The 14,882-nt window shown below is 71.3% G+C and carries 13 protein-coding genes; 10 read left to right on the forward strand and 3 right to left on the reverse strand.

Translation table 11 applies throughout. From position 1 onward, the window contains the following. Positions 1-36 precede the first annotated feature (36 nt). A complete protein-coding gene (locus ABZX61_RS58570) occupies positions 37-1,836 on the forward strand; it encodes a glycosyl hydrolase family 18 protein (RefSeq protein WP_355210071.1) in 1,800 nt (599 codons plus the stop codon). On the opposite strand, the gene ABZX61_RS58575 is transcribed toward ABZX61_RS58570, so the two are convergent. Continuing rightward, positions 1,829-3,400 (reverse strand): molybdopterin-dependent oxidoreductase, encoded by a 1,572-nt coding sequence (locus ABZX61_RS58575; RefSeq protein ID WP_350738876.1) that lies wholly within the window; start codon positions 3,398-3,400, stop codon positions 1,829-1,831. The genes ABZX61_RS58570 and ABZX61_RS58575 overlap by 8 nt on opposite strands. A gap of 118 nt (positions 3,401-3,518) precedes the next feature. Between ABZX61_RS58575 and ABZX61_RS58580 the strand changes: the two genes are divergently transcribed. After that, positions 3,519-4,913: a hypothetical protein gene (locus tag ABZX61_RS58580; RefSeq protein ID WP_350738873.1), complete on the forward strand. Its 1,395-nt coding sequence runs from the start codon at positions 3,519-3,521 to the stop codon at positions 4,911-4,913. Here ABZX61_RS58580 and erm read toward each other — a convergent pair. Further along, positions 4,902-5,726 carry an ErmE/ErmH/ErmO/ErmR family 23S rRNA (adenine(2058)-N(6))-methyltransferase gene (gene erm, locus ABZX61_RS58585; RefSeq protein WP_355210075.1) on the reverse strand — a complete coding sequence of 275 codons (825 nt, stop codon included), beginning with the start codon at positions 5,724-5,726 and terminating at the stop codon, positions 4,902-4,904. The genes ABZX61_RS58580 and erm overlap by 12 nt on opposite strands. Before the next feature lie 359 nt (positions 5,727-6,085). On the opposite strand from erm, the gene ABZX61_RS58590 reads away from it, so the two are divergent. The 8 genes from ABZX61_RS58590 to ABZX61_RS58625 are packed head-to-tail and all read left to right on the forward strand — an operon-like array spanning position 6,086 to position 13,567. Beyond that, a complete protein-coding gene (locus tag ABZX61_RS58590) occupies positions 6,086-6,763 on the forward strand; it encodes a response regulator transcription factor (protein WP_355210078.1) in 678 nt (225 codons plus the stop codon). Next, the gene (locus ABZX61_RS58595) at positions 6,760-8,181 is read left to right on the forward strand and encodes a HAMP domain-containing sensor histidine kinase (protein WP_355210081.1); all 1,422 of its coding nucleotides are present in this window, start codon (positions 6,760-6,762) and stop codon (positions 8,179-8,181) included. Before ABZX61_RS58590 ends, ABZX61_RS58595 begins: the two co-directional genes overlap by 4 nt. Positions 8,182-8,205: 24 nt before the next feature. Further along, complete coding sequence (locus ABZX61_RS58600) at positions 8,206-8,742, forward strand: hypothetical protein (protein WP_355210084.1); 537 nt, start codon at positions 8,206-8,208, stop codon at positions 8,740-8,742. Then, positions 8,739-9,830 (forward strand): peptidoglycan-binding protein, encoded by a 1,092-nt coding sequence (locus ABZX61_RS58605; protein ID WP_355210087.1) that lies wholly within the window; start codon positions 8,739-8,741, stop codon positions 9,828-9,830. The genes ABZX61_RS58600 and ABZX61_RS58605 overlap by 4 nt, the downstream gene beginning before the upstream one ends. Beyond that, positions 9,830-10,516, forward strand: a complete 687-nt coding sequence (locus ABZX61_RS58610; protein WP_355210107.1) for an ABC transporter ATP-binding protein — start codon at positions 9,830-9,832, stop codon at positions 10,514-10,516. The genes ABZX61_RS58605 and ABZX61_RS58610 overlap by 1 nt, the downstream gene beginning before the upstream one ends. Then, positions 10,513-11,709 (forward strand): ABC transporter permease, encoded by a 1,197-nt coding sequence (locus ABZX61_RS58615; protein WP_355210090.1) that lies wholly within the window; start codon positions 10,513-10,515, stop codon positions 11,707-11,709. Before ABZX61_RS58610 ends, ABZX61_RS58615 begins: the two co-directional genes overlap by 4 nt. A 54-nt stretch (positions 11,710-11,763) precedes the next feature. After that, entirely contained in the window at positions 11,764-12,627 is an 864-nt protein-coding gene (locus ABZX61_RS58620; RefSeq protein ID WP_355210093.1) for a hypothetical protein, read from the forward strand. 19 nt (positions 12,628-12,646) lie between these two features. Continuing rightward, positions 12,647-13,567 carry a DUF6597 domain-containing transcriptional factor gene (locus tag ABZX61_RS58625; RefSeq protein WP_355210095.1) on the forward strand — a complete coding sequence of 307 codons (921 nt, stop codon included), beginning with the start codon at positions 12,647-12,649 and terminating at the stop codon, positions 13,565-13,567. On the opposite strand, the gene ABZX61_RS58630 is transcribed toward ABZX61_RS58625, so the two are convergent. Continuing rightward, positions 13,553-14,593, reverse strand: coding sequence for an AI-2E family transporter (locus ABZX61_RS58630; RefSeq protein WP_355210098.1), 1,041 nt, complete (start codon positions 14,591-14,593; stop codon positions 13,553-13,555). The genes ABZX61_RS58625 and ABZX61_RS58630 overlap by 15 nt on opposite strands. Between the last annotated feature and the right edge of the window lie 289 nt (positions 14,594-14,882).

The raw sequence follows: 14,882 nt of genomic DNA on the forward strand, positions 1-14,882 counted from the left end.
CCCCGCGCCGGGGCGGGCCGCGCGTGGAGGTATCGCATGAATCTCCGAGGACCGGTCGCGCTCGCCCTGGCGCTCGTCGCGCTGCACGCAACCCCGGCAGCCGCCGCCAACATCCTGGCCAACCCCGGCTTCGAGTCCGGGCTGAGCGGCTGGACGTGCAGCACCACGTCCGGCGCGCAGGCCGTGTCGTCACCCGTGCACGGCGGCACCCGCGCGCTCCAGGCCACCCCGCAGGGCAGCGACTACGCGCGCTGCCAGCAGACCGTCACCGTCAAGCCGAACACCGCCTACCAGCTCTCGGCCTGGGTCCAGGGCAACTACGTCTTCCTCGGCGCCACCGGCACCGGCGGCACCGACCCGCAGACGTGGGGCGCGCCGGGCGCGGCGTGGAGCCAGCTCAAGACCTCCTTCACCACCGGCGCCTCGACCACGTCCGTGACGGTGTACGTCAACGGCTGGTACGGCCAGGGCGCCTACCTGGCCGACGACGTGGTGCTCGACGGCCCCGGCGGCACCCCGGACACCCAGGCGCCGACGGTCCCCGGCAACGTGTCCGTCAGCGGCGCCACGAGCTCCAGCCTCACCGTGAGCTGGGCGGCGGCCACGGACAACGTCGGGGTGGCCCGCTACGAGGTCTCCCGCGACGGCGGGGCGCCGGTCGCCGTCACCGGGACGAGCCACCAGGCCACCGGGCTCGCCGCGGCCACCACGTACCGCTTCAAGGTCCGCGCCTGCGACGCCGCCGGCAACTGCTCGGCCTACACCCCCGAGGCGAGCGGCACCACGACGAGCGGCGGCGGGGGAGGCGGCGGCCTGCCGAAGCGGGTGATGGTGGGCTATCTGCACGCCTCATTCGCCAACGGATCCGGATATATCCGGATGAGTGAGGTGCCGAACGAGTGGGACATCATCAACCTCGCCTTCGGCGAGCCCACCTCGGTCACCTCGGGCGACATCAGGTTCCGGCAGTGCCCGGCGGCCGAGTGCCCCAACGTCGAGCCCGAGGCCGACTTCGTCGCCGCCATCAGGGCCAAGCAGGCACAGGGCAAGAAGGTGCTGATCTCGATCGGCGGCCAGAACGGCCAGGTCCAGCTCACGACCGCGGCGGCCCGCGACAAGTTCGTGGAGTCGGTGTCCGCGATCATCGACAGGTACGGCCTGGACGGCCTGGACATCGACTTCGAGGGCCACTCGCTCTACCTCAACCCCGGCGACACGAACCTCGCGAACCCGACCACCCCGGTCGTCGTCAACCTGATCTCGGCGCTGAAGTCGCTCAAGAGCCGGTACGGGGCCACATTCGTGCTGACCATGGCGCCGGAGACGTTCTTCGTCCAGCTCGGCTACCAGTTCTACGGCCCGGGGCCGAACGGCACGGCCGACAGCAGGAGCGCCTCGTACCTGCCCGTCATCCACGCCCTGCGGAACGACCTGACCCTGCTCCACGTGCAGGACTACAACTCGGGGCCGATCATGGGCCTCGACGGCCAGTACCACACGATGGGCGGGCACGACTTCCACGTGGCCATGACGGACATGCTGCTGGCCGGCTTCCCGATCATGGGCAACGCGGGCAACGTGTTCCCGCCGCTGCGCCAGGACCAGGTGGCCATCGGGCTGCCCGCCTCGCCGAACGCGGGCAACGGGTTCACCACGGTGGCGGAGGTGCAGAAGGCGTTCGACTGCCTCGCCAAGGGGGCCAACTGCGGCACCTACCGGCCGCGCGGCGTCTACCCGAACCTGCGCGGCCTCATGACCTGGTCGATCAACTGGGACAGGTTCAACGGCTTCGAGTTCTCCCGGAGCCACCGGGCGTACCTGAACGGTCTCACCTGACGAGCTGCGTGGGCTTGAGCGGGATGCCGAGGCCGGGCGGCCGGTAGGTCGGCAGCGCCTCGCCGTACTCGTGCATCCAGGCGTGGTCCACCAGCAGCCGCATCCGCCCGCCGCCGGGCGGGCCGCCCTCCTGCACCGGGGCGGCCCGCCCGGCCAGGCGCGCGACCGCCTCCGCGACCAGCCCGGCGTCGGGCGGCGACAGGTCGCAGTGGTCGTCCGGCCCGATGATCAGGTCCACGTCGGGCGGCAGCGGGTAGATCGGCCGCGGCAGGGCCAGCACGCGCGGCGGCGGCGCCATCGGCCAGCCGTCGCGCACCGCCTCCAGCAGCACCGAGCGCGCGGTCCGGCGCGCGAACAGCCCTTCGGCCAGCGCCCAGCTCAGCGCGCCCACGTCCGCGCGATCCTCGCCGCAGGCGTGCAGGCACAGGTACGGCACCAGCGGGATCCCGGCCCCGCTCGCCTGCGCCCACCCGCTGCCGCATCCGGTCAGCACCAGCAGCGCCAGCATCGCCCGGTAGGCGGTGTCGGCGTGCGGCGTCTCGAGCCGCCCCGGCACGAGCAGGCAGCGCCCGCCGGTCTTCTCCGCCGTCACGCCCAGCTCCCGCGCGATCTTCAACGTCCGCGACGCGGCCACCCCCGTGCACGCCTCCTGCCAGGCAGGCGTGTACGGCTCACCCGGGTCCGCGTATCCGGACGGCCACACGCCGGGCAACCCCGGCCGGCCCACCCCGTAAACGGCCAGCAGCAGGTCGAACACCGTCGTCACCAGCTCGTCGCCGTCCCGCAGCACCGGCACGCCCCGCCGCAGCACCCCCGGCCCGTCGTCGAAGCGCGGCAGCAGCACCTCCACCGCCTCGCCGCCGTACACGCTCAGCCGGTCGCACCCGCGCCCCAGCAGCCCGCCCGGCACGTAGGCGTCCTCGCGCGCCCGCAGCCGCACCAGCGACGGCAGGTCCGTGCGCTCCATGGCGTGCTCGGCGAACGGCGTCCTGTCCAGGAAGAACTCCTTGAGCAGCACATGCCCCATGGCCATCGCGAGCGCCCCGTCCGTGCCGGGCCGCACGACCAGCGTCTCGTCGGACAACCGCGTCGGATGCGTGCCGATCGCGACCACCTTCTGGCCCTTGTACCGCCCGGCGATCACCCAGGGGGTGTCCGGCGTGCGTACCAACCGGTTGTTCTCCCCCCACAGCAGCACGTACGCCGCCCGCGCCCAGTCGTCGGCCGCCGGGCCCGCGAACCGCGGTCCCAGCACCTGCTCCGGCGCGCACGGGTGCTCGGTCAGCACCGCGCCGCCGAGGCCGGCGATCAGTCCCGCCAGCGGCGAGGTGGACAGCGCCGCCACCCGATCGGCCCCGTGGGACGCGGCGGTGTGCACCATCGCCGCCGCCGCCAGTTCGGCCGCGGAAGCGTCGTCGAGCGGCACCCGCCGCTCTCCTCTGAACGGCCGATATTGCTGAGAATTCGCTGTGAGTTTCGCCCAGGCGGCAACCGGGTCACGGACCCCGTCCCGCACCTCGAAATAGAGCCTGACCAGTGCCTGGTTGACCTGCGATCCCCCCATGGAAAAAGTTCAACACAGACAGTGATGCTCTATCGCCATACGTATCGGCATGTCGGGGATAAGAATTGGAAGCCCTGGTGGAAACCACTGCCGGAGTTACGGCAGGCTAGAGGCCGCCATGGATTACGCAGTTCTCACGGGGATAGTCCTCGTCGCCGGTGTCGTACTCGCTCTAGTCGCCCAATGGCGGGATTGGCGTCCACCGCTCGTCGTCGCCATCGTCGTCGGCGTGGCCGTACGCCTGCTCATCATGTACACGTCGGCCATCGATTCGTGGCAACCCGTCGACTTCATGGAGAGCTTCAAGCCCGCGGGCGAGGCCGTGCTGCGCGGCCAGGACCCGGTGCTCGCCAGCGAGGGTGGCTGGCACTTCCTGCCGACCATCCCGTACGTGTACGGGATCCTGCTGTGGCTCGGCATCCCGTGGGAGTACGCCGGGCGCCTGGTCACCGTGGTCGCCGACATCGCGCTCATCCCGCTGGTGGCCAAGCTGGCCGGCGGCCCCAAGGCGTCGCTGCGGGCGCTCCAGTACGCGCTCAACCCCCTCGCCCTGATGATCGCCGCCATCCATGGCCAGGTCGAGCCGGTCGCGCTCGTGTTCGGCGTGGCGGCGTTCGTGGTCGCCCGCGGCCCCGGCGCGCTGGAGCGTCCCGGCATCGCGACGGACGTGGTCGCCCGGGTGCGCGCCGGCGTGGCCGCGTACGGTGTGCGCTCCTCGATCCCGCGCGTGATCGGCCGGGGCGGCATGCTGCACCGCGCGCTGCTGCCGGCCCCCGGCGACAGGGCCGACCTCAAGCGGGGCGCGCTGGCCGGCGTGCTGATGGGCCTGGCGCTGTGCGCCAAGAGCTGGCCGATCTGGCTGATCCCCGGCATGCTGCTGCTCCTGCCCAACCTGCGCTCCCGGGTCGCCGCGATGTTCACCACCGGGATCGTGCCGCTGTTCTTCCTGGTCACGCTGCCGGTCTTCGCGGGCACGTCCCTCAACCAGATCCCCGCCGTCATCAACACCATCCGCGACATCCGCCCCATCGTCGGCGAGTGGGGCTGGACCCCCTGGTACACCGGCGGCGACTGGGCGCTGCGGCCCGACCTGGCCTCGTTCGGCACGAACCTGATCTACCTGTGCGTCGTCGCGGCCGTGCTCTACTGGCGGCGCGCCGACCCGATCGACATGACGACGGCCATCCTGCTCGTCTTCATGGTCGTGACGCCCCGGCTCGGGGCCCAGTACCTGATGTGGTTCATGCCGTTCCTGGTCGCCCGGCCCACCAGGTTCGCCTGGCCGGCCATCGTGGGCGTGTCGATCTGGTCCGGATACGGCTACCTCTACATGACGCAGTTCGACGTCAACAGCTGGTGGTACCTGCACCAGGACTGGTCGCGGGCGTCGATCGTGCTGCTGCCCATCCTGGCGCTGGCCATGCCCTGGGGCCGCCGCGTCGCGACCACGGCCCCAGGGCTGGCTCCTCTCGTCGGCCCGTCGAAGCAGGCCAAGGTCAGCTCACCGGCATAGGCCCTCCCACAGGATGATCCACTGGTCGGGGTGGACGTGGGCCACGACGGTGTCGCGGGCGACGCCCGCCGCCTTCAGCGCGGCGTCCACCCCCTGGTAACGGGTCTTCAGCGAGGCGCGCACCGAGCCGCCGACGCCGCCGAAGCCCAGCTCGACCAGCTCCTGGTAGGAGCGGCGCGAGGCGACGAGCGGCTCGGGCCTGCGCTGGACGCGCAGGATCGCCGAGTCGACGGACGGGACGGGGCGGAAGCTCTCCCTGTCGACCGTGTCGCCGAGCCGCCAGTGGAACCACGGCCACGACTCCACCGTGACCAGGCTCCAGCGGCCGTAGTCGCCCGACCGCTTGCGGGCGTACTCCCGCTGGGTGAGCAGCGTCGCCGACGTCAGGGCCGGCGCCCGCAGGCACCAGTCCACGATCTTCGACGTGATCGAGTACGGGATGTTGCCCACGACCGCGAACGGCTCGCGCGGCGCCCGCGCGGCCGTGAAGTCGCCCCTGACCACGTCGATCCTGGGATCGCTGCGCGTACGGGCGGCCAGCCGCCCGGCGAGCAGCGGGTCGATCTCGTAGCCGACGACCCGCGCGCCCGCCTCGGCGAGCGCCAGGGTGAGCACGCCCTCCCCGGCTCCGGGCTCCAGCACGAGCCCGTCGGGAGCGGCGGCCTTCACCATCAGATCGACGGCATGCCGATCGGCCAGGAAATTCTGTGAGAGCGTGCGCCTCGCCCGGTCTCTGGGCGTGCGACCGCCGCCGCCATTCCTGGCTTTACGCTGAGTATGCGAATAGTTTCCGTGCGCGAAATTCTGCGCCACAGCACTTGCCCTTTCGGGTCCTCGAGATTGACAGGTCTCGAAGGGCCCTGGGCGCGCGTGCGGACGCTACAGCCTCACGTGTTCGCGTCCGCTAGCGGGCCAGAGCCCGGCCGTGGCGGATGCGAATGAAAACCGGGCAGGAGAACATGCATGTCATGCCGGTCACAGTAGGCAGCGGTCCGTCGTCCGGGCAACGGAATTAAATGTGATGCGCGGCCGGCGCCGGGTTCGGCCCGTGTTCCTGTGGGGCGCGCCCGGCCCGCTCACCGCGACGTGCCGGTCCGGCCGCGGGGGCCGATCTCCGACGTGAGATGAGCGCTTTGAGCCCGCTTTGAGGTGGTTCGGGTAGACCTTTACCCATGGACCGACCGGCCAGGGTGCTCGTCGTGGACGACGAGCCGAACATCCGCGCCCTGCTCTCCCAGACGTTGCGGCTGGTGTCGTTCGAGGTCAGGACCGCGGAGACGGGTGCGGAGGCGGTGACGGCCGCCAGGGAGTTCGACCCCGACATCGTGGTGCTCGACGTGATGCTGGAGGACTTCGACGGGTTCGAGGTCGCCAGGCGGCTGGGCGAGCGCGTCCCCGTGCTGTTCCTGACCGCCCGCGACCGGGTCGAGGACCGCGTCCAGGGCCTCACGCTGGGCGCCGACGACTACGTGGCCAAGCCGTTCAGCCTGGAGGAGGTGGTGCTGCGCATCCGCGCCATCCTGCGCCGCAGCCGCTCGACGCCCCGCAACGACGTGCTCCGCTACGCCGACCTGGAGCTGGACCCCGCGGCCCACCAGGTCTCCCGGGCCGGAGTGCCGGTGGACCTGTCGCCCACCGAGTTCAACCTCCTCGAATACCTCCTCACCAACGCCGGCAGGGTGGTGAGCAAGGCGCAGATCCTCGACAGCGTCTGGCACTACGACTTCGACGGCGACTCCAGCATCGTCGAGTCGTACGTCTACTACCTGCGCAAGAAGATCGACAAATGGGAGCCGCAGCTCATCCACACCGTGCGCGGCGTCGGCTACACGCTGAGGACCCCGCGGTGAGGCCGGCCGCCTGGACCCTGCGCACCCGCCTGGTCATGGCCGTGCTCGGGGTCGCCACGCTCGGGCTGGTGCTCTCCACCGTGGCGGGCGTCGTACTGCTGCGCGGCAGCCTGACGGACCGGGTGGACAAGCAGCTCGAACAGCTCACCAAGATGGCCACGATCAAGAACGGCCAGCTCTTCGGGTCGATACGGACGCTCACGGCGTCCCCGATGAATGACGTCGTCTCCGAGGTGCTCACGAAGCGGGTCGCCGCCATCCAGCAGATCATGGTGTTCGGCTCCGACGGCACGCTGCAGTACAGGTTCGGCGCCTCCGGCCAACCCGGCCCCGTCGTCGACGAGGGCAGGACCGGCGAGAACTACACCGCGCCGGGCACCTCGGGGCCCTCCTGGCGCGTGCGCGCCGTGAAGGCGTCCGACGGCAGCACCCTGGTCTTCGCCCAGTCGCTCGCCGAGGTCGAGCAGACCCAGACCTCCGCCATCGCCATTTTCATCGTGGTGGGCGCGTTCGTGCTGCTCCTGATCGGCCTGGCCGCCGGCGCCCTGGTACGCCTCGGCCTGCGCCCGCTGACCAGGATGGAGGCCACGGCCGGCCACATCGCCCGCGGGGACTTCGACCGCCGGGTGCCCGCCGACGACCCGCACACCGAGCCCGGCCGTCTGGCCCGCGCCATGAACGTCATGCTCGACCGCCTCCAGTCCGAGATCGCCGCCAGGACCGACTCCGAGGCCCGCATGCGCCGCTTCCTCGCCGACGCCTCCCACGAGCTGCGCACCCCGCTCACCTCCGTGCGAGGCTTCGCCGAACTGCACCGCAGGGGCGGCGACGCCGGCGAGGCGATGCACCGGATCGAGGACGAGGCCGCCAGGATGGGCGTGCTGGTCAACGACCTGCTCACGCTGGCCCAGCTCGACGAGGAACGCCCGATCGAGCGGCGGCCCGTGGACCTGCTGGAGGTGGCCGCCGACACGATCCGCGACGCCCGCGTACGCGCGCCGGACCGGCAGGTCAGGCTCGCCGCCCTCGACGGCCCCCTCGCACCCGTGACGATCACCGGCGACGACGCCCGCCTGCGCCAGGTGGCCGCCAACCTCGTCGGCAACGCGCTCTGCCACACGCCCCCCGACGCGTCCGTCACCGTCAAGGTCGGCAGATCGGACGGCCTGGCCGTGCTGGAGGTGTCCGACACCGGGCCCGGCGTGCCGCCCGAGCACGTGCCGCACCTGTTCGACCGCCTCTACCGCGTCGGCCGGGGCAGATCCAGGGCCGACGGCGGCGCCGGGCTCGGCCTGGCCATCGTCTCCGCCATCGTCAGCGCCCACGGGGGCCGCGTCGAGGTGGACACCGCGCCAGGCGAGGGCGCGACGTTCCGCGTCCTCCTACCTGGCTCCGAGGCGGCTCCCAGCTCGCTTTGAACGGCGCTCGGCACATTCGGAGGCATGACGAAGACACTCATCGCGCCCCCGCTGCTGATCGGGTTGCTGGCCGCGTTCGCCGTCGGCTGCGGCAGCCAACAGGGCGACACGGGAGTCGCCTCCGTGGCCGTGGGCTCCTCCGCCAAGCCCTCCGCGAGCGCGAGCCCGACCGGCACGGCGGACCCGCAGGAGCAGGGCAGGAAGTTCGCGCAGTGCATGCGCGACCACGGGATCCCCATGGAAGACCCGGACCCGAACGGGGGCGGCGGCCTCCAGGCGATCGGCGAGAACGCCGACAAGAAGAAGGTCATGGACGCCGTCGCGGCCTGCCAGGCCTACGCCCCCTTCAAAGACCGCAAGAACCTCGACCCGGAGCAGGTCGACAAGCTCCGCGAGCTGGCCAGGTGCATGCGCGAGAACGGCGTGGACTGGCCCGATCCCAACCCCGACGGCAGCTTCTCCAGCGGCACCGCGCTGAAGCTGGACCGGAACGACCCCACGTTCAAGAAGGCCTTCGAGATCTGTGGCAAGAAGTTCCCGAAGCTGGGGGAGCGGAAGTGACGCAGGTCAAGGAGCCCTCGACGGCCGTCCGCGCCTTACCGCCCCGCCGTCGCCGCCCCCTGCGGGCGCTGGCCTGGACGGGCGGCGCCGCGCTGCTCGCCGCCGCCGTCGCTGCCGCCGCCGTGGGCTTCGGCGGAGACGGCACCGGTACGGCCGCCGCCACCCGTACACCCCCGGCCACCGCCAAGGTGACCCGCACGACCCTCACCGAGACGAAGACCGTGGACGGCACCCTCGGCTACGGCGATCCCCTGACCGTCACCGCCAAGTCCCAGGGCACGATCACCTGGCTCCCCGGCGAAGGCACCACGATCACCCGGGGCCACGCCGTCTACAGCGTGGACGCCGACCGCCGCCCCCTCCTGTACGGCACCATGCCCCTGTACCGCACGCTGGAGGACGGGGTCGAGGGCAAGGACGTCGAACTGCTCGAACGCAACCTCGAGAAGCTCGGCTACACCGGATTCGACGTGGACGGCGAGTTCACCTGGGCCACCAGGGAGGCGGTCGAGGACTGGCAGGACGACCTCGGGCTCGACGTCACCGGCAAGATCCAGCCGGGGGACGTCGTGGTCGCCGACGGCCCCATCCGGGTCGCCGACCTGAAGAAGGCGCTCGGCGACAGCGCGGGCGGCCCCGTGCTGACCGCCACCGGCACCACCCGCCAGGTGCTCGTCAACCTCGACGTTACCGACGAGCACCTGGTCAGGAAGGGCATGAAGGCCACCGTCGAGCTGCCCGACGGCACCGAGGTGAACGGCAGGATCACCCGCGTGGGCAAGGTCGCCACCGAGACCGGCAGCGGAAACGACACGACCACCACCGTGGAGGTCAAGGTGTCGGTGAGCGGGCTGAAGAAGTCGTACGACGCCGCCCCCGTGGACGTCACGATCGTCTCCGACCAGCGCAAGGACGTCCTGGCCGTGCCCGTCGGCGCGCTGTTCGCCCTGGCCGAGGGCGGCTACGGCGTACAGGTCGTCGAGGGCCCGGCCACCCGCTACGCCGCGGTCGAGACCGGCATGTTCGCCGACGGCCGGGTCGAGGTCACCGGCGTCCAGGAGGGCACGACCGTGGCGGTGCCCAAGTGATCGTCGAACTGCACGACGTGAGCAAGGACTACGGCGACGTGGCCGCGCTCCGTGGAGTCTCCCTGGGCATCGAGCACGGCGAGCTCGTCGGCATCGTCGGCCCGTCCGGCTCGGGCAAGTCCACCATGCTCAACATGATCGGCACCCTCGACCGCCCGTCCGGCGGCCTGGTCCGCATCGCGGGGCACGACGTGGGCTCGCTCACCGACAAGCAGCTGTCCGCGCTGCGCGCGAACGTCATCGGCTTCGTCTTCCAGCAGTTCCACCTGGCCGCCGGGGTCAGCGCGCTGGACAACGTGGCCGACGGCCTCCTGTACGCGGGTCCGTCCCTGCGGGAGCGGCGGCTACGGGCGTACGAGGCGCTCGAACGCGTCGGCCTCGGGCACCGGCTCGGCCACCGCCCGCACGAGCTGTCCGGCGGCGAGCGCCAGCGCGTGGCCATCGCCCGCGCCGTGGTCGGCGAGCCGCGGCTGCTGCTGGCCGACGAGCCCACCGGCAACCTCGACTCCCGCTCGGGAGCGGGCGTGATGGAGCTGCTGCGCGAGCTGAACGCGGGCGGCACCACCGTGGTCGTCATCACCCACGACCGCGACATCGCGTCCTCGCTGCCCCGTCAGGTCGAGATGCTGGACGGCCTGGTCGTGCCGGAGGCGCGCGTTGGGCGCGTGGACGGGGTTCGGACATGACTCTTCTGGTTGCGGCCCGGATGCGGCCGCGCGACGTGATCAGGGTCGGCGGGGCGGGCCTGCGGGCCAGGCCGCTGCGGGTGTTCCTGTCGGCGCTCGGCATCGCCATCGGCATCGCGGCCATGCTCGGCGTCGTCGGCATCTCCGCCTCCAGCCAGGAGGACCTCAACCGGCAGCTCGAAGCGCTCGGCACGAACCTGCTCACCGTCTCGCCCGGCCAGACCCTGTTCGGCGAGGCGTCCCACCTGCCCGCCGAGTCGGAGGGCATGATCGGCCAGATCGACCCCGTCACCGCGGTCACCGCCACCGGCACCACACCGGCCAAGGTCTACCGCAACGACCACATCCCCGAGGCCCAGACCGGCAGCGTCTCCGTCACCGCCGCCCGCCTCGACCTCATCGAGGACGTCGGCGCCACCGTCGTCAGCGGCGCCTGGCTGAACGAGGCCACCCACCGCTACCCGGCCACCGTGCTCGGCGCCAAGGCGGCCGACCGGCTCGGCGTCGTCCAGGCCGGCCCCGACCAGCGGGTGTGGCTGGGCGGGCAGTGGTTCACCGTCGTGGGCGTGCTCGCGCCCGCGCCCCTGGCTCCCGAGCTCGACACGGCCGCCCTGGTCGGCTGGCCGGTCGCGGAGGAGCGCCTCGGCTTCGACGGGTACGCGACCACGATCTACACCAGGGCCCAGGAGCAGTACGTCGCCGCCGTCCGCGACGTCCTGGCCGCCACCGCGAACCCGGAGACGCCCAACGAGGTCGAGGTGTCGAGGCCGTCCGACGTCCTGGCCGCCAAACAGGCCACCGACGCCACGCTGAACGCGCTCCTGCTCGGCCTCGGCGGCGTCGCCCTGCTGGTCGGCGGCGTGGGCGTGGCCAACACGATGGTCATCTCGGTGCTGGAGCGGCGCGCCGAGATCGGCCTGCGCCGCTCCCTCGGGGCCACGCGCGGCCAGGTCCGGGTGCAGTTCCTCGCCGAGTCGCTGCTGCTGTCGGCCATCGGCGGCGTGGGCGGCGTGCTGCTCGGCATCGGCGTCACGGCGGCGTACGCGAGCCTGCAGAGCTGGCCCGCGATCGTCCCGGTCTGGGCGATGCTCGGCGGCGTCTTCGCCACGCTGATCATCGGCGGCATCGCGGGCTTCTACCCGGCCGTACGGGCCGCGCGGATGTCGCCGACGGAGGCCCTGGCCACTCCGTGAGCATGTCCGATTTCGACAAGAGGACGGCCCAGGGGAAGGAGTAGCTTCGCCGTCATGGACGTGATCGACCGTGCGGAGACATATCTGCAGCTCCACGGCCGCCTGCTCGACAGGTTGCGGTTCGCGGCGCTGTTCCGGGACGGGCCCCGCGAACGGGTGCTCGACGTGCTGCGCTGCTACCAGAACACCGACGGCGGCTTCGGCCACGCGCTCGAGCCCGACCTGCGCGGCGCGGGCAGCCAGCCGGAGCCGGTCGAGGTGGCCTTCTGGATCCTCGACGAGCTGGACGCGTTCGACTCGCCGATGGTGGCCGCCGCGTGCGACTACCTGGCCGGGGTCGGCACGCCGGACGGCGGCGTGCCGTTCGTGCTGCCGTCCGTCCGCGACACGCCCCGCGCGCCGTGGTGGGAGACCCCCGACGACCCGCCGGGGAACCTCGTCCCCACCTCGTCGATCGCGGGGCTACTGCACAAGCACGGCAGCACGCATCCCTGGCTCGCCGCCGCGACCGACTTCTGCTGGTCGCGGATCGCCGCCCTCACCGAGATCAGCCCGTACGAGGCCCGCGCCGTCGTGACGTTCCTGGACCTGGTGCCGGATCGCCCTCGTGCGGAGGCGGAGTTCGCGCGGCTGCGTGACGCGCTGCTCGCGAACGTCTCCTTCGATCCCGACGCGCCCGGGGACGCTCACTTCCCCCTGGATTTCGCGCCGTCGCCGCTGCGGCTCCCGATGTTCACGGAGGACGTCCTGGACGCCCACCTCGACGCTCTGCTCCGCGCGCAGTCCGACGACGGGGGCTGGAGCGGGAACTGGCTGATGTGGACGCCGCTGGTGGAGCACGAGTGGGGCGGCTACCTCACCGTGCACCGGCTCAGGACGCTGCAGGCGTACGGGAGGCTGCCGGGGTTCTGTCAGTGAGGCGGAGTACGTTGGAGGCATGTATGTGGAACGGCCTCCGACCGCCGACCTCGCGGGCCGTCTCGCCTGCGTGTGGCATCAGGTCAGCGAGGCCGACGCCACGCAGCTCGTGGTGCCCGACGCCTGCGTCGACCTGATCTGGGGGCCTGAGGGGCTGTTCGTGGCCGGTCCGGACACCGGGCCCATGCCGACCCCGATGGCCTCCGGCGACACCTTCGTCGGCATCCGCTTCAGGCCGGGGGCGGTGGGCGACTTCTTCGGCGTCCCGCTCCAGGAGCTGCGCGACCAGCGCGTCCGGGTGTCCGACCTCCCGTCCCTACGCGACCAGCCCGTCCGGGTGTCCGCCCTTCCATCTCTCCGTGATCAGCCTGCCCGGCCCGCCGACCTCACCTCCCTGCACGATCAGCCCGTCGGGGTGCTCGCTCACTCCTCCCTCCGTGATCAGCCCGTCGGGGCGTCCGCCCTCTCCTCTCGCCGCGATCAGCGGGTCTCGGTGTCTGACCCCCCGTCCCTCCGGGATCAGCCCATCCGGCTCGCCGACCTCCCGTCTCTGCACTCCGCGGATGTCGCGCCTCCCGGGCGGCTCGACGCGATGCTCGCGGCGGTCAGGGGCCGCCTGGCCCGCGAGGTCCCCGCCGATCCCGCGGGCGCCGCCATCGCCGGCGCGCTCAGGATGGGCCGCACGGTCGGCGAGGTGGCGTGGGACCTGGGGTTCAGCGAGCGCCAGCTGCACCGCCGCAGCCTGGTCACGTTCGGCTACGCGCCCAAGATCCTCCAGCGCATCGTCCGCTTCCAGCGCGCGCTGACCCTGGCCCGCGCGGGCGTCCCCCTGGCGGAGGTGGCGGTCACGGCGGGCTACGCCGACCAGGCGCACCTGTCACACGACGTCAAGCGGCTGAGCGGGGTGTCCATGCGCCACCTGGTCTCACCCGCGGGGTAGCTTGCCCGACAACAGCGCCTGGGCCCACCCGGCGGTCGGGTCGCTGTCGATGAACAGCGCCCGCGCCAGCAGGCTGAGCGGAATGGCGAGAATGGCGCCCAGCGGGCCCAACACGAAAGTCCACACGATCAGCGAAAGAAATGTCATCGTCGTCGACAGCCCCACGGCGTCCCCCAGGAACTTGGGGAGAATGAACGACTGCGTGACGACATTGGTCACGGTGTACGCGGCGACGACGAGCAACATTTTCTGCACGCCGCCGTCCAGCAGCGCGAGCATGGCGGGCGGCAGCAGGCCGATGATGAAGCCGATGTTGGGGATGTAGTTGGCGATGAGCGCCAGCACACCCCAGAGCAGCGGGAGCGGTACGTCCAGCAGCGTCAGGGCGATCACGTCGAGCACCGCGTAAATGATCCCGAAGACGGTCGAGACGATCAGGTAGCGCCGAGTTTTGTGCGCGAACGTGGCCAGCGCGGGGACGAGCCGCGCCCCGTTGCCCGTGCCGGCGGTGAGTATTTTCGCCGTCACCGGAGCGTCGAGACACATCGCCAGCAACAACACGACAATGAGAAACATCGACGACAGAATGGCGATCACACTGCCCAGCAGGGCCTGCGCGAATTCCACGATCTTGCCGGGGTCGAACGCCGCCAGTCCTTTGTTGAGCACGTCGTTGCTGACGCCGTGCGTGGTGGCCCAGTGCTGGGCGTCGGAGAGCAGTTGCTGGAACTGGACGGTGTACGAGGGCAGCAGCGAGGCGAGCTGGGTGGCCGAGATGACCAGGATGCCGACCATGCCGAGAAGCACGAGCACGACGATGAGGAACGGCACCGCGACCTGGAGCCAGGTGGGCGCGTGCCAGGCGGCGAGCCTGCGCCGCACGGGGGAGACGGCGATGACGAGCACCAGCGCCAGCACGATGGGGCCGGCAATCGACGCGACCTCACGGATTCCGTAGAGGACGATGACGGCGGCCGCTATGCCCACCAGGATGATGAGCGCCCTTGGCGCCGCTTGCTCTCGCACGCCCGGTACGTACCCCTGGTAGGCGTGCGTACCGTCGATTTGACGGTTCCCGGAGGCGTACATAGAGTTCACCAGTCCCGAGAGGGCGGCGCTTGATCGTCGATCTCACTCGGGGGCAACCTCCCTTCCACTTCGGTGCGAGACGTGCGCGTCTGGTTCTGGGGGCTGGTAAGTTAGAGGGGTTGTCCCGGAAACGGGGCGGGTCTTAATTCCAGCAAGTCGAGCAAGTCGGGTCAATTTGACAGGGACTTGAACGGCTGAAAGAATAAAGACACAACGAAATGAACGC

Origin of the sequence: Nonomuraea sp. NPDC003709 (assembly GCF_040610775.1) — a bacterium.
Lineage (GTDB): Bacteria > Actinomycetota > Actinomycetes > Streptosporangiales > Streptosporangiaceae > Nonomuraea > Nonomuraea angiospora_A.